Source organism: Nakamurella sp. UYEF19 (genome assembly GCF_040546275.1).
GTDB lineage: Bacteria > Actinomycetota > Actinomycetes > Mycobacteriales > Nakamurellaceae > Nakamurella.
This window is the reverse complement of sequence record NZ_JBEPNO010000003.1, coordinates 296,256-312,805: the sequence shown is the minus strand read 5'-3', so window position 1 is coordinate 312,805 and position 16,550 is coordinate 296,256. Positions and strand designations below refer to the sequence as shown.

The 16,550-nt window shown below is 68.0% G+C and carries 16 protein-coding genes; 6 read left to right on the top strand and 10 right to left on the bottom strand.

The genetic code is table 11. The features are described 5' to 3' along the window. Window positions 1-133: 133 nt before the first annotated feature. Window positions 134-526 carry a sterol carrier family protein gene (locus ABIB25_RS07560; RefSeq protein WP_354527815.1) on the top strand — a complete coding sequence of 131 codons (393 nt, stop codon included), beginning with the start codon at window positions 134-136 and terminating at the stop codon, window positions 524-526. A gap of 580 nt (window positions 527-1,106) precedes the next feature. Here the strand turns inward: ABIB25_RS07560 and ABIB25_RS07555 are convergent. Further along, the gene (locus ABIB25_RS07555; protein ID WP_354527814.1) at window positions 1,107-1,610 is read right to left on the bottom strand and encodes a hypothetical protein; all 504 of its coding nucleotides are present in this window, start codon (window positions 1,608-1,610) and stop codon (window positions 1,107-1,109) included. On the opposite strand from ABIB25_RS07555, the gene ABIB25_RS07550 reads away from it, so the two are divergent. The 3 genes from ABIB25_RS07550 to purM all read left to right on the top strand — a co-directional run bounded on the left by ABIB25_RS07550 (window position 1,597) and on the right by purM (window position 5,070). Then, window positions 1,597-2,205 carry a serine hydrolase gene (locus ABIB25_RS07550; protein WP_354527813.1) on the top strand — a complete coding sequence of 203 codons (609 nt, stop codon included), beginning with the start codon at window positions 1,597-1,599 and terminating at the stop codon, window positions 2,203-2,205. The two genes, ABIB25_RS07555 and ABIB25_RS07550, sit on opposite strands and share 14 nt — an antisense overlap. A 175-nt stretch (window positions 2,206-2,380) precedes the next feature. Next, the gene (gene purF / locus ABIB25_RS07545) at window positions 2,381-3,874 is read left to right on the top strand and encodes an amidophosphoribosyltransferase (protein ID WP_354527978.1); all 1,494 of its coding nucleotides are present in this window, start codon (window positions 2,381-2,383) and stop codon (window positions 3,872-3,874) included. A 98-nt stretch (window positions 3,875-3,972) separates the two neighbouring features. After that, window positions 3,973-5,070: a phosphoribosylformylglycinamidine cyclo-ligase gene (gene purM, locus ABIB25_RS07540; RefSeq protein WP_354527812.1), complete on the top strand. Its 1,098-nt coding sequence runs from the start codon at window positions 3,973-3,975 to the stop codon at window positions 5,068-5,070. 222 nt (window positions 5,071-5,292) lie between these two features. Here the strand turns inward: purM and ABIB25_RS07535 are convergent, their stop codons facing one another. The 5 genes from ABIB25_RS07535 to ygfZ form a co-directional block, all read right to left on the bottom strand. Then, the gene (locus tag ABIB25_RS07535) at window positions 5,293-5,541 is read right to left on the bottom strand and encodes a DUF3073 domain-containing protein (RefSeq protein ID WP_354527811.1); all 249 of its coding nucleotides are present in this window, start codon (window positions 5,539-5,541) and stop codon (window positions 5,293-5,295) included. Window positions 5,542-5,716: 175 nt separating this feature from the next. Continuing rightward, a complete protein-coding gene (locus tag ABIB25_RS07530; RefSeq protein WP_354527810.1) occupies window positions 5,717-6,682 on the bottom strand; it encodes an asparaginase in 966 nt (321 codons plus the stop codon). Between the two features lie 54 nt (window positions 6,683-6,736). After that, entirely contained in the window at window positions 6,737-7,321 is a 585-nt protein-coding gene (locus ABIB25_RS07525) for a beta-keto acid cleavage family enzyme (RefSeq protein ID WP_354527809.1), read from the bottom strand. After that, window positions 7,314-8,267, bottom strand: a complete 954-nt coding sequence (locus tag ABIB25_RS07520) for a threonine ammonia-lyase (protein ID WP_354527808.1) — start codon at window positions 8,265-8,267, stop codon at window positions 7,314-7,316. The genes ABIB25_RS07525 and ABIB25_RS07520 overlap by 8 nt, the downstream gene beginning before the upstream one ends. Beyond that, complete coding sequence (ygfZ, locus tag ABIB25_RS07515) at window positions 8,267-9,379, bottom strand: CAF17-like 4Fe-4S cluster assembly/insertion protein YgfZ (RefSeq protein ID WP_354527807.1); 1,113 nt, start codon at window positions 9,377-9,379, stop codon at window positions 8,267-8,269. Before ygfZ ends, ABIB25_RS07520 begins: the two co-directional genes overlap by 1 nt. A 100-nt stretch (window positions 9,380-9,479) precedes the next feature. Between ygfZ and coaA the strand changes: the two genes are divergently transcribed. Both coaA and ABIB25_RS07505 read left to right on the top strand, forming a co-directional pair. Next, window positions 9,480-10,475 (top strand): type I pantothenate kinase, encoded by a 996-nt coding sequence (coaA, locus tag ABIB25_RS07510; RefSeq protein WP_354527806.1) that lies wholly within the window; start codon window positions 9,480-9,482, stop codon window positions 10,473-10,475. 22 nt (window positions 10,476-10,497) lie between these two features. Continuing rightward, entirely contained in the window at window positions 10,498-11,385 is an 888-nt protein-coding gene (locus ABIB25_RS07505; protein ID WP_354527805.1) for an aminotransferase class IV, read from the top strand. A gap of 96 nt (window positions 11,386-11,481) precedes the next feature. Here ABIB25_RS07505 and ABIB25_RS07500 read toward each other — a convergent pair whose 3' ends face one another. From ABIB25_RS07500 to ABIB25_RS07485, 4 genes are all read right to left on the bottom strand, one after another. Further along, window positions 11,482-12,372, bottom strand: coding sequence for a carbohydrate ABC transporter permease (locus ABIB25_RS07500; RefSeq protein ID WP_354527804.1), 891 nt, complete (start codon window positions 12,370-12,372; stop codon window positions 11,482-11,484). Continuing rightward, window positions 12,372-13,505 (bottom strand): carbohydrate ABC transporter permease, encoded by a 1,134-nt coding sequence (locus tag ABIB25_RS07495; RefSeq protein WP_354527803.1) that lies wholly within the window; start codon window positions 13,503-13,505, stop codon window positions 12,372-12,374. The genes ABIB25_RS07500 and ABIB25_RS07495 overlap by 1 nt, the downstream gene beginning before the upstream one ends. A 192-nt stretch (window positions 13,506-13,697) precedes the next feature. Then, window positions 13,698-15,092, bottom strand: coding sequence for an extracellular solute-binding protein (locus ABIB25_RS07490; protein WP_354527802.1), 1,395 nt, complete (start codon window positions 15,090-15,092; stop codon window positions 13,698-13,700). A gap of 190 nt (window positions 15,093-15,282) precedes the next feature. Beyond that, on the bottom strand, window positions 15,283-16,326 hold the full coding sequence (locus ABIB25_RS07485) for a LacI family DNA-binding transcriptional regulator (RefSeq protein WP_354527801.1): 1,044 nt from the start codon (window positions 16,324-16,326) through the stop codon (window positions 15,283-15,285). Window positions 16,327-16,550: the final 224 nt, after the last annotated feature.

The window sequence follows — 16,550 nt, the reverse complement described above, 5'->3', positions numbered from 1 at the left end:
GATTCTCCGCCGAGTACCTCGGAGATGGGTCTTGCGCCCTCCGGACACGGGTCGGTAGCCCGTTCGGGCCCAGGTCCGTTGCCTTGGTGGGATGGCGCCGACCACCAGGCCGCCGATCACTAGGCTGAGCAGTGTGGCGAGGCGAGCGGTGACGACCAGGGAGGCCTCCGCGGCGCTGGCCGCCATCCGCGAGCTACCGGTGGGACCGTCCGGTGAGGTGCTGGCCGACCGTGAACAGCTCAAGGAACTGGTGCGGGCCACGCTTGTGTTCTTCGGCCAGCAACATCCCGGGCGATCGGTCGAGGTGCGGGTCCCGCCGTTCTCGGCGGTCCAGGCGTTCGACGGCATCCGGCACACGCGGGGGACCCCACCCAACGTGATCGAGATGGACGGGCCGACCTGGTTGGGACTGACCGTTGGCACCCTCAGCTGGGCGGATGCGGTGCAGGACGGGCGGGTGAGGGCTAGCGGGACACGCGCCGACCTCAGTCTTCATCTACCCATGCCAACGTCAGCGAACGAGTGATCCAGGCCACGTCCGTGGCGGGCCTGATCGGTCAACTTAGGTGCACCGAGCGTATCGATGCACGTCGGGCCGTCAGATCGCTAGCTGTTCGGCGCGCCGACCCTGATCATCCGGGTGGCCGATGCACCATTGACAGGTCGCACACAGGTCGGCCACAGGGCTCGTCACATCCTCGCCCGCCACGCTGCGTTCACCGGTCGGCGAAGTGACCGACAGGCCGCCGATGGCCGACAGAGGCCGGACCCGCGCAGGCAAGCTCCCCGCGACGGGACCGCAGACGGCGAGAGGAGACCGGCATCGTGCGTCCACGTGCTGCCGTTTCCGTCGTGGCGGCCACCGTGGTGGTCGTCGCCGGGGCCGTGATCATGACCGCTGTCCGGTCTCACGCCGACGAACGGGCGGCGGACTCTCCAGCGCCGGCCGTCTCGCTCGCCCGGGCCAGCGACACCCACAGCGCCGACGACAGCGCCACCATCACCGTGCCGGGGCTGATCGACAGCGCCTCGTCGGCCGCCGAGAGTCAGGCCGCCGAGAGTCAGGCCGCCGACCGTCAGTCTGCCGAGAGCCAGGCCGCCGAGAGTCAGTCTGCTGAGCGAAGTCTCGCTGCCGCGAGTTCGAGTAGCGCGGCGCAGTCCAGCAGTGCCGCCGCCCGCGTGGCCGCCGCCAAGGCCGCGGCGAGCAAGGCGGCGGCGAGCAAGGCGGCGGCGAGCGAGGCGGCGGCGAGCGAGGCGGCGGCGAGCAGCGCGGCAGCTTCCAGCGCGGCTTCCTCTAGTGCGGCGGCCTCCAGCGCTGCAGTCTCCAGTGCGGCAGCCTCGAGTGCGGCGTCATCGAGCGCTGCGGCCTCCAGTGCTGCGGCCTCGAGCGCCGCCGCCTCCAGCTCGGCGGCCAGCCGCTCGGCGGCGGCCGAGAGTGTCAGTGCCGCAGCCGATCCGGCGCCGGACACCAGCGAAGCGGTGGAGAAGGCCGTCGAGCAGGCCGAGGGCAACGGGATCACCCAGTCGGTCGTCGTGATGAACCGGCAGACCGGATCGGTGACGACCGCGGTCAACTCGAACATGGAGATGCCGTCCATGAGCCTCGTCAAGCTGATCCTGGCGGCCGATGTCATCGATCAGGCCGGCGGCGTCGCGAACGTGCCGTCCGACACCCTGGACGAATTGCACGAGATGATCGCCGTCTCCGATGATTCGGTCGCCCAGGACTTCTATGACGACGGCGGTCAGGGCGCGATCATCACCCGGGTTGCGGCCGAGTACGGCCTGTCCGAGACTTCCCCGTCGCCGGAGCCCCGCTACTGGGGTGATGTGCGGATCACCGCCCACGACATGGCGTCCCTCCTCTACCAGTTGCTGAGCAACCCCGACACCTCGCTGTGGTTCACCGAGGCCATGGAGGACTCGCAGTCGATCGGCGCCGACGGGTTCGACCAGAACTTCGGGGTCAACTCGGTGCCCGGTGCCGGCTCCAAGCAAGGTTGGGGCTGCTGCCTCGGCTCCGTGCTGACGATCCACTCGGTGGGGTTCACCTCGAACCAGATCATCGTGGTGATGTCGACTGCACCGAACGACAGGCCCTACGCCCAGTTGGGCACCGCCCAGGAGTTGACAGACGATGCCGGCGCCCAGGCAGCGGTGGCCGGAGTGACCAGAACGGTGGATGCGGCGCTACCGGTTCCCTGACTCGAACAGGTAACATGGGGTACCGAGTTCCCCTAATTTTGAGCGCCTTCGACAGGAGCACGGTTACGTGGTTTCCAACCTCGGTCCCGGCCACGCGCTACTCCCACTCAGCACCACGCCACGCGGCCCGAGCGGCGCCGCTCCCGGCAGCAGTCCAGCCGGACGAGATCCGGACGTGGACGCGGCGACGGACCAGGGCCCCCAAGAAGAGTGCGGTGTCTTCGGCGTCTGGGCCCCCGGCGAAGAAGTGGCGAAGCTCACCTACTACGGCCTCTACGCGTTGCAGCATCGCGGTCAGGAGGCAGCCGGCATCGCCGTCGCCGACGGCAGCGAGATCGTGGTCTTCAAGGACCTCGGACTGGTATCCCAGGTCTTCGACGAACAGACCCTCTCCGCGCTTCGTGGCCACATCGCCGTCGGGCACTGCCGCTACTCGACCACCGGCTCGGGTAGCTGGGAGAACGCTCAGCCCACCTTCGCCACCACCTCCGTCGGCTCTGGAATCGCGTTGGGCCACAACGGCAACCTGGTGAACACCGCCGAGTTGTCGCTGAAGGCAAACCGTCTCGCCGGCAAGGCCGGGAAGTCCCGCTCCACCACCGATTCGGACATCGTGACCCGATTGCTCGCCGATGCCGCCACCGACATCGGGATCGAGGCCGCTGCACTGAGGCTGTTCCCGACGCTGGCAGGGGCGTTCAACTTCGTCTTCTGCGACGAGCACACCCTCTACGCGGCACGTGATCCGCATGGTGTCCATCCCTTGGTCCTGGGCCGGCTGGATCGCGGCTGGGTGGTCGCCTCCGAGACAGCAGCGCTCGACATCGTCGGCGCCTCCTATGTCCGCGAGGTCGAGCCCGGCGAACTGCTCGCCATCGACGAGGACGGCATCCGCAGCGAGCGTTTCGCCTCCGCGGAGCCCAAGGGCTGCATCTTCGAATACGTCTACCTGGCCCGCCCGGACACCACCATCTCCGGTCGCGGCGTGCATGCGACCCGGGTCGAGATCGGGCGTCGGCTGGCCCAGGAATCCCCGATCGATGCCGACCTGGTCATCCCGACGCCGGAATCCGGCACCCCGGCGGCCATCGGTTACGCCCAGGAGGCCGGCATCCCCTACGGCCAGGGCCTGGTCAAGAACGCCTACGTCGGGCGAACCTTCATCCAGCCCTCCCAGACGATCCGTCAGCTGGGCATCCGGCTGAAGTTGAACCCGCTGCGGGACGTGATCCGCGGGAAGCGGCTGATCGTCGTCGACGACTCGATCGTCCGAGGCAACACGCAGCGCGCGCTCGTCCGGATGCTGCGCGAGGCGGGTGCCCTCGAGGTGCACGTCCGGATCGCTTCCCCGCCAGTGCGGTGGCCATGCTTCTACGGCCTCGACTTCGGCACGAGGGCCGAGCTGATCGCCAGTTCCAGCGACATCGACGACGTCCGCCGGTCGATCGGCGCGGACACTCTCGGCTACATCTCCCTCGACTCCCTGATCGCCGCGACCGAGCAGCCCCGCAACCGGCTCTGCTCGGCCTGCTTCACCGGCGAGTACCCCATCGCCATCCCGGACCAGGTCGGCAAACACGTGCTCGAGGGGATCGCGCGGAGCGTGACGGGCGAGCCCGCGACGGCTGCCGCAGCCTTTGGCGCAGGGGGCGCGCTCAGCCGGCCCTGACAACGTTTTGGCTGGTCCGGCTGGGGTACAGCGGACCTGCCGAGAACCTAGGTCGGTTCCGCGGACGCGGGACGGCCACGAAACGGAGACTTCAGACTGTGAACAGCGACGCGCCCGGACACCATCGTCAATCGATCGGCTCCGGTGCCACCTATGCCGGCTCCGGTGTCTCGATCGCCGCCGGCGAAGAGGCCGTCGATCTGATGAAGCCGTACACCGAGAAGACCCACCGGCCCGAGGTGATGGGTGGGATCGGCGGGTTCGCCTCGTTGTTCCGACTCCCGATCAACCGCTTCCGGGATCCGGTTCTCGCCTCGTCCTCCGATGGCGTCGGCACCAAGTCGGCCATCGCCCAGGCTCTCGACATCCACGACACCATCGGGATCGACCTCGTGGCCATGGTGGTCGACGACCTGGTCGCCTGCGGCGCCGAACCGCTGTTCCTGCAGGACTACATCGCCTGTGGGCGGTTGGATCCACATCGCATCGCGGCCATCGTGTCCGGTATCGCCGACGGCTGCGTGAAAGCCGGTTGCGCGCTGGTCGGTGGCGAGACGGCGGAACACCCCGGTCTGATGAACGAGCAGGACTACGACCTGGCCGCGACCGCGGTCGGCGTCGTCGAGGCTGATGACATCCTCGGACCGGACCGGGTACAGCCGGGCGACGTGCTGATCGGCATGGAGTCGTCCGGTGTGCACTCCAACGGCTACTCGATGGTGCGGCACGTGCTGCTGGACATCGCCCGGCTCTCGCTCGAGGGTCACGTGGAGGAATTCGGACGCACCCTGGGGCAGGAACTGCTGGAGCCGACCCGGATCTACGCTCTCGACTGCCTACGGCTCGCACGCGAAACCGATGTCCACGCCTACGCGCACATCACCGGCGGCGGACTGGCCGGCAACGTCGGCCGGATCATCCCGTCCGGCCTGACGGCGGTGATGGACCGCCGCGCCTGGACGCCGCTGCCCGTCTTCGGCTACATCGCGGGCCACGGCCGTGTGCAGCGCGAGGAGATGGAGAAGGCGTTCAACATGGGGATCGGCATGGTGGCCGTCATGGCTCCCGATGACGTCGATCGTGCCATGGCCGTGCTCACCGCTCGCCACGTGGATTCGAAGGTGCTCGGTACGGTCGAGCGCACCGGCCACGACAAGCCCCGCGCCACGCTCAGCGGCGACCACCCGCGCTTCTGACCGGCGGCGACACCGGGGTTCGGGCGGCTGCCAACGGGCGTCTGCCGCTCGGGACAGTTCCGGCTCGTGTCGGGGTGCCGGAGGACGAAGTCAGCAGGGGCGAAGGCGATCTGTACTGGTACTCCGGTACGGATCGCCATCGCTCGTCTGCGTGGGAGCCCGCCGAAGCCGGCACGGCGCAGCAGCCATCCACTTCGGAGCAATGAGATTCGATGCAAGGAGCTAGCGGCGCGACGAACCGTTGGCATAGGACGTCACGGGGCCCTCGTCGTCGTCATCATCGTCGACGATGTACTTGGCGTACAACGAGGACTCGTCATCCTCGCTCTCGTCCTGGACAACAGGCGCCGGTCGGTGGACCGGTATCCCGCGGAGTTCCTGGGTCAAAGCGTTGGGGTCGAACGAGGATTCGTGATATTTCAAATCCCGGGCGACCTTCGTCTGCTTTGCCTTCTGACGGCCTCGCCCCATGAGCGGACCCCCTTGCACGTTAAAGCGGGGCGGCCTGACGGCGGCCCCGGCATCTGTTGTCAGTCGTAGCTCAAGGGTACATGTTCCGCGAACCGGGTCCCACTCCGCCCGGCCGATGTTTCGCGGCTGGATCGGACAGCCTCGCCGGACGTCGGACGACCGCTCGGCGAGCGGGTCAGAACACGCCGGGCGCCAGCTCCGTCGTGCCCACCGCGCGACCTCCGCCGAGCACTGTCCCGGTGCCCAGTTCGTCGAGCAGGTCCGAGCTCAATCCGAGCGTCCGTAGGCCTGCGACCAGCACCGGCATCCGCGCGCGGTCACCACCGTCGGTGATCTTGACGGCCACCGCCCGGCCGTCCGGCAGGGCTGCGCAGTGCACTCCCTCGGCTCCGCCCTTCACTAGTAGGCCTCGATGGGCCCGCATCAGCCGGGTGTCCTCGCGACCCGTCCCACCGACCATCTCCGGGTACTCCCGCATGGCCTCCGAGACGGTCCGATCGTCGGTACCGGTTGGTGCCGCGTTGACGCGCCCGAAGGCACGCGCCAGGCCGGTCAGCGAGATGGCGAACAGTGGTGCGCCACAGCCGTCGATCCCGACCGCCGAAGGTTGCTCGTCCGACAGCCTGACCACCTGGTCGCGGACCAGGAGCTGGAGCGGATGGTCGGTGTCCAGGTAGCTCGCGGTGTCCCACCCGTGCTCGACGCAGGCGCTGAGCATTCCGGCATGCTTGCCCGAGCAGTTCATGTAGAGCCGCCGCGGCGCGCCACCGGCGGCCAGCACCTCGCTGCGGGCGGTGTCGTCCAGGGGCAGGGCCTCCGGGCAGCCGAGGTCACCCTCCTGCAGCGACACCCGATCCAGCATCGCCTGCACTCGTTGCGTGTGCATCGGTTCGCCCGAGTGCGAGGCCGCCGAGATCGCCAGATCCGCCCCGTCGAGCCGTGCGCCGGCGGCCAGCATGGCGACGGCCTGGAACGGCTTGTTCGACGATCGGGGGAAGACCGGCGCGTCCACCGCGCCCCGGGCGTGCAACACGCTTCCGTCGCTGTCCACCACCACCACGGACCCGAAGTGACTGCCCTCGTGGAACCCTGACCGGATCACCCTGACCAGCTCGACCGGCTGGGCTGTTGCGACGTTCATGCGCTCGATTCGTCCTTCATCATGTCGGTGTGGGGGTTGGCAGTGCGAACCGGATCAGGGCAGGCCGAGCAGGGTGCGGGCCGCCCGACGGTCCAGCGGCGGCCGTCCCGCGATCCGGGCGAGTCCGCTCGCCCTGGCGATGAGGGCGACGTGATCTCGCCCCGATGGGGCGGCACCGGGGATGTGGTCGCCTGGTTCCGCCGGTTCGACCATGACATGCCCGCCGGCGGCGAGGGTCGCCAGCAGTACCGGCAGGGTTGATCGGCCCCGCCCGGTGACGGCAATACCCGACGGGTGCTCGGCCACCAGGCGGGCGACCTGACCGACCACGTCCGGGAGGTCGTCGCTGTGGTCGAGCACCGTCCGCTCGAAACCTGATGACACGACGTCCAATCCGGGATGGGCGCGGTCGCAGGTGAGCACGAGATCGGTGTGCTCGCGCAGCCCGGACACGGCCGAGGGCAGGTCCGGTTGGTCGGCGGGCAGGTGCAACAGGGTGGCGCCGACCTGCTCGGCATCGATCGCGATCCGGAGCAGATGGCCGATCTCGCCGGCAGCGGGCGCGAACCCGATCAAGGTCCCGGTCAGCACCCGATCCGGTGCACCGGCCGGCGTCGCGAGGCGAGCGGCGTCACGCATCGAGCACGCGACGGAGGACCGCCGGATCGATGTTGCCGCCCGACACGATCGCCACGGCGTTCCCGTCGGCAAGCTGGGCACGGTGATGCAGCCAGGCGGCGGTGGCGACCGCCCCGGACGGCTCGGCGACCAGTCGGGCCTGCAGGGCCAGCCTTCGCGTCGAGTCGATGATCTCGTCCTCGGTGACGGTGATGATGTCCGCCACCTGCGCCCTGATGTGTTCCCACGGCAGCTCGCCGACGGTGAAGGTCCGCAGACCGTCGGCGATGGTGCGCGCGGTGTCCGCCGGCTTCCATGCCTTTCGCTCGCCGGAGCGGAACGAGTCGGCGGCGTCACCGGCCAGTTCGGGTTCGACGCCGATGACCGCCACGTCGGGCATCAGGGCGGCCAGCGCGGCGGCGATGCCGGAGACCAGCCCACCTCCGGACACCGGCACCAGCACCGTCCGCAGCGGTGAGGGGCCCGTCCAGTCCTGCGCGATCTCGAGCCCGATGGTGCCCTGGCCGGCGATGACGTTGCGGTCGTCGAAGGGCGCGATCATGGCCTTGCCGGTTTCCGCGGCGAGCTCGGCGGGACGGCTGAACCGTTGCTCGACCGGAACCAGCTCGACGGTCGCGCCGAGCGCTCTGGTGGCGGCGACCTTGAGGTCGGGTGCGTTGTCGGGAATGACGATGTGGGCGTCGACGCCGAATTCCCGGGCCGCGTAGGCGACCGCCTGGGCGTGGTTGCCCGAGGAGTGCGCGAGGACGCCGCGAGCCCGGAGCTCGGGGTCGAGCCGGGACATCGCCGTCATCGCGCCACGGATCTTGAAGGCGCCGATGGGTTGCAGGCCTTCGGGTTTGAGCCACAGACCCGGCCACGGTGAAGCGAGGAGGGGCGTTCTGACGGCGACACCGGCGATTCTGGTTGCGGCATCGTAGATCTCGTCGAGAGTGACCAGCTGCATCAACGGCGCCGGATGTCGGTGAAGGTACGCCGATCCACGGCCGACTGCGGCGGGCCGGCCGGGGCGTCGTCGGTCAGGTCGTCGGGATCGATGGCAGCGTCGACGCCGTCGGCCAGCAGCGGCGTCCCGGCGGTCAGGTTCCGCTTGATCATCGCCAGTGCGATCGGACCGTCCTCGTGGTGATGCGCCACCGAGCCCACTCGGCCGACCACCCGACCGTCAGCGGTGGTGACCGGCGCGCCAGTTTCCGGGAGCCGGTCCGCCGACCCGTCGAGCTGCAGAATCACCAGTCGGCGGGGCGGACGGCCGAGGTTGTGAACGCGGGCCACCGTCTCCTGGCCCCGGTAGCAGCCCTTGTTCAGGTGGACGGACGTGGCCAGCCAGTCGACCTCGTTGGGAATGGTGCGGTCGTCGGTGTCCAGGCCCAATCGCGGCGTGCGGGTGGGGATCCGGAGCGCCTCGGCGGCCCAGCTGCCGGCCGGCCGAGCACCGGCGGCCATCAATGCGGCGGCGCTGTTGGCCAGAGCTTCCCGTGGCAGGAACAGGTCGAGTCCGTGACGTGAGCGCCGGGCGAACCCGCCGCCCGGCAGTGCGACGGCATCGCCTTCCGGCAGATCGTCGGCCAAGATGCCGGCGGCTTCGACGACGTCGGCGGTGTGCGGCCCGACGATCCGGAGTTCGGACAACTCGGCGGTGGTCAGCTCGACCTTCGACCAGAAGATCATCATCTCGAGATATTTCAACAGGGCGGCCGCGGTGGCGGGCTCGGTGTCCAGGTAGGTCACCTCGCCGATCTCCGTCACGCCCATGTGGTGTTCGACGTGTCCGGTGGGGGAGAGCACCAGGGCCTGCGTGGTCCTCCCGGCCGGGAGGTCGGTGAGCAATTGGCTGGTCAGGGTGTTGAGCCAGGTCAGGCGATCCGGTCCGGACACCCCGATGACGCCTCGGTGGGAAAGGTCGAACAGCGCTGCACCGCGCACGGCGGCCCGTTGTTCGCCGACCGGATCACCGTAGTGCCAGGCGACTCCGGCGTCGGGGCCGTCGGCCGCGACCGCGTCAGGAAATGCGAGTAGGGGCGAACGATAGGACTCCGGGTGTGCCACGTCCTCCATCGTAGGCGCCGGGCGGCAAGCCGGATGTGCGCTGGTGCGGCCCAGGTCACACCAGTTGGATGACGCGCCTGCGGGCTGGGGGCGGCATGATCTGCAGATCATGGCAGGTGACGACGAGGTCTCCGTTCTCAATCTTCTGAGCGCTCCGGTTTTCGGGCCCTCCGGCGTGACGCCGTACGTGGAGCTCGACCGTGCCCAGTGGGCGTCGCTCGCACGGTCGACCCCGCTCCCGTTGACTGCCCGGGAGCTGGAACGGGTGTCGGGGCTGGGTGACCCGATCGACCTCGCAGAGGTGGACACCATCTACCGACCGCTGTCCCGCCTGCTCAATCTGTACGTCGGCGGAACGGGTGCGCTGCATCGCGTGACGTCGACCTTCCTCGGGGAGCGAGCGTCGCGGACCCCGTTCGTCATCGGCGTCGCCGGTTCGGTGGCCGTCGGGAAGTCGACCACCGCAAGGGTGTTGCGCGAGATGCTCGCGCGCTGGCCGGACACGCCGCGCGTCGAGCTGGTCACCACCGACGGCTTCCTGTACCCCAACGCTGTCCTTCAGGAGCGAAATCTGATGTCCCGCAAGGGGTTTCCAGAGTCGTACGACCGCAGGGCGCTGATGCGGTTCGTGGCCGAGGTGAAGTCGGGCGCGGAGGAGGTCAGAGCCCCGAAGTACGACCATCTGACGTACGACATCCTCACCGACGACGAGGTGGTGGTGCACCGCCCGGACGTGCTCATCATCGAAGGCCTGAACGTCCTGCAGCCGGCGCGCGTCGACGACGAGGGACGCAGCGCCCTGGCCGTCAGCGACTTCTTCGACTTCTCGATCTACGTCGACGCCGAGACCGCGGACATCAAGCGCTGGTACGTCGACCGGTTCCTGAGCCTGCGGCAGACGGCCTTCTCCGATCCCGACTCGTTCTTCGTGCGCTTCGCCGAGCTCACCGACGCGCGCGCAGTGGAGCTGGCCGGTGAGTTCTGGGACAACATCAACGCACCGAACCTCATCGAGAACATCCTGCCCACCCGTGGCCGCGCCAACCTCGTCCTGACCAAGGGTCCGGACCACGCCGTCACCAAGGTCCGGCTGCGCAAGCTCTGACCGGCGCCCTACCCTGATGTCCGTGACCGAACAGCTGCGCGATGTCCCCGAGCCGGACTCCGGTGATCCCGACACCCGATCGCCGATGCTCGTCGGTCTGCTCGACGGGACCGTGTTACCCGCCAGCACGCCGCTGATCCGCCCGGACGATGCTGGGATCGCCCGCGGTGATGGCATCTTCGAGTCGACCCTGGTGGTCGACGGCCAGGTTCGAGACCTGCCGCAGCACCTCGCCCGGCTGGCCAGATCGGCACGGATGACTGATCTCGTCCTACCGGAGGCCGACGCCTGGACCCCGGCCGTCGACGCGTTGGTCGCAGCCTGGACGGGCGGAGGGGAGATGGTGATCCGGTTGGTCGTGACCCGGGGTCCGGAACAGGGCGGGCCGACGTGTTACGTGACCGCTGCGGAACTTCCGGCAAGCTCTGCGCGCCAACGAACCTCAGGTGTCAGGGTGCTGTTGCTCGATCGCGGGATCAGTGGTTCTGCAGTGGCAACGTCGCCCTGGCTGCTGGCGGGGGCGAAGACCCTGTCCTATGCGGTCAACATGGCGGCCCTGCGGTACGCGGCCGCGAACGATGCCGATGACGTGATCTTCGTCGGCTCGGACGGCGCGGTTCTCGAGGGTCCGACCTCGACGGTCGTCATCGCCAAGGACCGCACCCTGCTGACGCCCCCGCTGGAGGGCGTGCTCGACGGCATCACGGTCGTTCGCCTGATCAGGGCGGCCCAGACGGCAGGGTGGGCGACCGCGTACCGCCGGATGACGCCCGACGACCTTGCTGCCGCCGACGGTGTGTGGCTGGCCTCCAGCGCCCGTCTGCTCGCCCCCGTCAGGAGCATCGACGCGGTGGAACGGACCGATGGTGGGTTGACCCGCGAACTGCTCACCCTGCTCGAAGCCCCCTGAGCCGTTTTTACCGCGCATACCGTTCTGCCCGGCGTGGGCGCCGGGCGTGGGGGCTGGGCTCGGGCCGGGGCTGCGGGGCCGGGCCCGGGTGTTGGATCAGCCCTTGACGGCGCCGGCGCCGGCGCCGCGGACGAATTGTCGTTGGAAGATGAAGAAGACGATGGCCACGGGGATCGTCATCAGCAGCGCGGCCGCCATCTTCAGCGGGAACTGCTGTCCGGAGCCGAGGGCGCCGGAGGACAGGGTCGCAACGCCTTTGGTCAGGGTGTACAGCTTCGGGCTCTGAGCCGACACGATGAAGTGGGACAGCTCGTTCCACGACCCCTGGAACGACAGGATCGACAACGTGATCACGGCGGGCCTGGCCATCGGCAGCACGACCGACCAGAAGGTGCGGAAGACCGAGGCCCCGTCGATGCGGGCGGCTTCCTCCACCTCCACCGGGATGTTGACGAAGAACTGCCGCATGATGAAGATGCCGGCGGCGTCGGCCAGCAGCGGGATGATCATGCCGAAATAGGTGTCGTAGATGCCCAGCTGCACCAGCACCAGATATTTCGGGATCAGCAGCACGACGCCCGGTACGGCCATGATCGCGATGAAGGCGCCTCCGATGGCAGCTCGTCCCCGGAAGTGCAACCGCGCCAGGGCATATCCGGCGAGGGAGTCGAAGAAGACCCGGCCGAGCGTCACGCAGACGGTGACCACCACCGAATTGGTGAACCACAGCGGGAAATCAACCTGCGAGAGCTGGCGGAAGGCGTCCAGCGTCCAGGTGGTCGGCAGTGGGTTGAGGGAGTGGGCGGTCGCGTCCGGATCGGTCTTGAACGACGTGCCGATCTGCAGGATGAATGGGAAAAGATAGACCAGCGCGAAGAAGATGACGACCAGGTAGAACAACCACCCGACCCCGATTCCTCGTCGAGCGGTGGGGGTGGACGTATCGGCGGGTCCGGTGAGCTTGCGGCCGGTGAGGGTGCTGGTCATCAGGATTTCTCCCAGGTGGCGATGCGGTGGCGGCGGGAAATGGTCTTCTTGTCACGCATGACGAAACGCTGGACCAGGGAGAACACGATGATGACCGCGAACAGGATGAACGAGATCGCCGCGCCCTGACCCCATTTGCCATCTTTGAACGACGCCTGGTACGACAGGTAGGCCGGTGTGAGGGTGGTTCCCTGCGGTGCGCCCTGGCTCAGGATGAAGACCTGGTCGAACATCTGCCAGGTGCCGATCAGTCCCAGCGTGATCACCAGGAAGAAGGTCGGCTTCAGGGCGGGCACCACCACTCGCATGAACGCCTGCCACGGCGTCGCGCCGTCCACTTTCGCTGCTTCCATCATGTCCTCCGGGATGTCCTGCATGGCTGCCAGGAACATCAGCATGAAGGTGCCGCCGGTGGTCCAGATGGCCAGGATGATGATGGAGCACATGGCGATCGAGGGTCCGGCAACCCAGTCCCACCAGGTCAGGCTGAAGAACTTGTGGCCGGTGAGCCAGGCCGGCGGGTTGTTCAGGTCGACGCCGAGCCCCCCGAGGATCAGGTGCAGCACGCCTCGCGGGTCGGCGAACCAGTTGGGACCATTGATTCCGAACCAGGCGAGAATTGCATTGATCGCGCCGCTGGCCTGGAACAGGAACAGGAAGACCAGAGAAATGGCGACCGAACTGGTGACCGACGGAAAGTAGAAGGTGGTACGGAAGAAGCCTTTACCGCGCAGTCGCTGTCGATTGAGAACCAGCGCAAGGATAAGCGCCAGGATGGTTTGCAGCGGCACCACCAGCAAGACGTAGTAGAAGATGTTCCGATAGGACGTGGCCATGTTCTTCTGCGACAGGCTCGGTTTCCCGAGCAGGGCGTCGTAATTCTTCAGGCCGACCCAGTGAGCCGACAACGGCGAGCCCTTTCCAGACCAGTCCGAAACGGATACCCAGAGCGAGGCGAGCACCGGCAGGATCAGGAACAGCAGGATGATGACCACCGACGGAGCCACGAACAGCCACCCGGCCTTTCCCTGCCCTTTCGTCAGGGCGCCTTTCCTGTTGTTCGGCGGGCCCTTGGACAGCGAGGCCGCCAGCCCGATGTTCTGCTCGATGCTGGGACCGAAATCGACCGACATGACTGCTCCTGTGCAGTGTGGGATGAGGTGCCGTGGGGGACGACGTGCGGGGTGGAGGCGTACAGGGTGGAGGCGTACAGGGTGGAGGCGTACAGGGTGGAGGCGTGCAGGGGTGGACGAGGCGCATGGGTGCTGCGGCCCGCCCGGCGGGATTGCAGAATCGACGCCGGGCGGGCTGGGGATGGAAGGGGATCAGCTGCCCATGGCGCTGGTCAGGTTGTCCTGCACCGAGTCGAGGATGGCCTTGGGATCACCGGTGGAGAGTCCCTGCAGCTGCGAGTTGAAATCGGTGAGCACGTCGGTGATGCCCGGAGCGCTGACAACACCCTTGGCGTAAGAGACGCCATTGACGAACGGCGCGTTGTTCGGGTTCGCCTTGAGGTAGGCGTCGGCGGCAGACTGGACGGACGGGATGACGCCGAAGGCCTTCGCGAAGGCCAGCTGCTGATCGGTGCCGGTCAGATACTGCACGAGGGCCTTGGCCTGGTCGGGACTCTTGGTGGTGGCCGCGATGCCCCAGCAGTTGGTGAAGGACAGGGTGCCCTTGACGCCGGTGGGTCCGGTGGGCAGCTCGACGACCTTGTACTTGGTGGTCGGGTAGTCCTTCGTCATCGAGCCGAGCAGCCAGTTGCCCTCGATCGTCATGGCGGCCTCGCTCTTTCCGAAGGCCTCGCCGGCCCATCCGGCCCCGAGATCCTTCGGCCACTTCATCGAACCGTCGGTGTACAGCTTCTTGGCGAAGGTGAGGGCGTCGATGTTCTTCTGGTCGTTGACGGTCGGCTTGCCGTCGGCGTCCACCAGGTTCGAGCCGTTCTGCACCATGAAGGCGTCGAGACGGTCGTGCTCGGGGGACATCACCAGTCCTGGGACCTTCCCGGCCGTCAGCTTCTTCGCCACCGCGGCGAGCCCGTCCCAGTTCTTCGGGATGTCCGCGTCGGTCAGTCCCGCCTTCTTCCACATGTCGGTGTTGATGAACAACGCCAGCGTGGAGAAGTCCTTCGGTGCGCAGTAGAACTTGCCGTCATAGGTGAACGACTGCTTGAGGGACGGGTAGAAATCTGCGGCATCGGTGAGGGAATCTGCGTACGGCAGCAGGTTTCCGGCCTTTGCGTAGTTCGCGACCTGGTCCGCGCCGACGTAGAACACGTCCGGTGCCTTGCCGGCGGCGAAACCCTGGGCCAGCTGCTGGGTGAGGTCCTGCGCCGCGGCCACCGTCGCCGTCGACCCGGAAGACTTCCCCCAGGCCGCAGCTGCGGCGGTGACCGCCTCGGTCTCGGCCGGCCCCGACGAGCCGATCAGGACGTCCAGCTTGGCCGCGGGAAGTGCTGCGACCGAACCGCTCGGTGCGTCGCCGCCACTGCTGGGCGCGCCGGTCGATGCTCCGGAGGAGGCAGCTGATGCAGGGGAGGAGGCCATCGATCCCCCGGCGGCGGAGGCAGTCGAAGATGCCGCGGACGGCGTGCTCGCCGGGGCAGCACTGGTTGCGCCCGGCGATGCGTTGCTCGCACCGCCGCACGCCGAGGTGACCATGAGCACGGCCAAGCCGGCGGCTGCGACGCCGATCCGACCGAGATGTCTTGTCTTCATTGCTGTTCTCCTTGATTGCCGCCAGGACTCGACGGTGATTCGGGTGGGAAAGCGGTGTGGCGGAACTGCGGTGGGGCGGGAATGCGGCAGGACCGCCGTCGTGTCGGACTGCGGGTGGTAGCGGTCGGTGGTGGTGGACGGTTCGGTGGCCGATGGGCGTCGGGACGCCTTGGCCAGTGGGAGTGCGGTGTCAGTGCGGTGGCGTCGAGGAGGAGGGACGGATCACCAGTTCGGGGGCGAGCAGCACCTGTTCCGGCGGCCCGGCCGATCCGGATTCGAGCAGGGCAGCGATCAGGCGGGCGCTGTGTGCTGCCACGTCCACCAGCGGCTGTGCGAGGGAGGTCAGGCCGCTGACCTCGGCGATGTCGGTGTCGTCGAAGCCGATGACGGCGATGTCCTCACCGACTTTCTTCCCGCGGAAGGCGATCTCGGACATCGCTCCGAGGGCCAGTACGTCAGAGGCGCAGACGATGGCCGTCGGGCCGGCCGCGTCCAGCAGTTCCGCAGCAGCGGAGCGGCCCTGCCCCGCGTCGTTCACCGCCCGCGATGGCTCGAGCAGCGGCAGGTCCGCCGCGGTGAGTGCGGCGGCCCAGCCGGCCAGTCGGTCGCCGCCGACTCCCGAGCTGTCGGGCCAGCCAAGGAATCCGATTCGTCGGTGGCCCTGGGAGATCAGGTGCTCGGTGGCGGCTCTGGTGCCGCCGGCCCCGTCGACATCCACCCAGGGGTGGTGTCCGGAGTCGTCCCAGGGACGGCCGAACGTCACGCAGGGGACGCCGGTCCTGCTCAGGTACGACGTCCGCTCGTCACCGGGATGGGTTCCCGTCAGGACGAATCCGTCGATGTCCCAGCGATCGATGAGTTCGTCGTAGGCCTTGATCTCGGCGGTGTCGTCAGCCGCGGTGTAGAGCATGAGACGGTAGTCCAAGGCCCCGGCTGCGTCCGTCAACGCGTGCAGGAATCGGTCGAAAACGGCATCGGCGAAACGGTTCTGCACACGGAGGCCGAGTACCCGGGAACGTCGGGTTCGTAGTTGCGCGCCGGCCCGGTTGGGGCGGTAGCCCAACACCTCGATGGCGGCGAGGACCTTGGCGGCGGTGTCCTCCCGGACCATCTGGGGGGAGTTGATGACGTTGGAGACAGTCTGCTTCGAGACCCCGGCCATGGCCGCGACCGAGCCGAGCGTCGCCCGCGTCGAGGCGCTGCGCCCCGCGGCGGATCCGCTGCTGTCGGTCATCGCTTCTCCTCGTCGAGAATCCCGGACCAGGTGCCCGGAGTGACCTTGGATCGATCCAAAATTTGTTGCCAACCGGTTTGGATCGATCCAAGGAATAGACGTAGTGTTGCGGGGGTCACAGCGCCTGTCAAGTGCGGCGCCGAAGTTTCTTCCCGCCGGGACTGTTGTTCCCCTGTCCCCGCAACGCATGTCGCCCACCGAGCAATACCTACGAAAGGCGCGAT

What these genes read in the sequence shown, in the direction of transcription:
- ABIB25_RS07520 (WP_354527808.1), bottom strand. Translation starts at nt 8,267, where the DNA reads ATGCAGCTGGTCACTCTCGACGAGATCTACGATGCCGCAACCAGAATC.
- ABIB25_RS07490 (WP_354527802.1), bottom strand. Translation starts at nt 15,092, where the DNA reads ATGAAGACAAGACATCTCGGTCGGATCGGCGTCGCAGCCGCCGGCTTG.
- ABIB25_RS07550 (WP_354527813.1), top strand. Translation starts at nt 1,597, where the DNA reads ATGAGCCTCGTCAAGCTGATCCTGGCGGCCGATGTCATCGATCAGGCC.
- ABIB25_RS07500 (WP_354527804.1), bottom strand. Translation starts at nt 12,372, where the DNA reads ATGACCAGCACCCTCACCGGCCGCAAGCTCACCGGACCCGCCGATACG.
- ABIB25_RS07530 (WP_354527810.1), bottom strand. Translation starts at nt 6,682, where the DNA reads ATGAACGTCGCAACAGCCCAGCCGGTCGAGCTGGTCAGGGTGATCCGG.
- coaA (WP_354527806.1), top strand. Translation starts at nt 9,480, where the DNA reads ATGGCAGGTGACGACGAGGTCTCCGTTCTCAATCTTCTGAGCGCTCCG.
- ABIB25_RS07535 (WP_354527811.1), bottom strand. Translation starts at nt 5,541, where the DNA reads ATGGGGCGAGGCCGTCAGAAGGCAAAGCAGACGAAGGTCGCCCGGGAT.
- ABIB25_RS07485 (WP_354527801.1), bottom strand. Translation starts at nt 16,326, where the DNA reads ATGACCGACAGCAGCGGATCCGCCGCGGGGCGCAGCGCCTCGACGCGG.
- ABIB25_RS07495 (WP_354527803.1), bottom strand. Translation starts at nt 13,505, where the DNA reads ATGTCGGTCGATTTCGGTCCCAGCATCGAGCAGAACATCGGGCTGGCG.
- ygfZ (WP_354527807.1), bottom strand. Translation starts at nt 9,379, where the DNA reads ATGGAGGACGTGGCACACCCGGAGTCCTATCGTTCGCCCCTACTCGCA.
- ABIB25_RS07525 (WP_354527809.1), bottom strand. Translation starts at nt 7,321, where the DNA reads ATGCGTGACGCCGCTCGCCTCGCGACGCCGGCCGGTGCACCGGATCGG.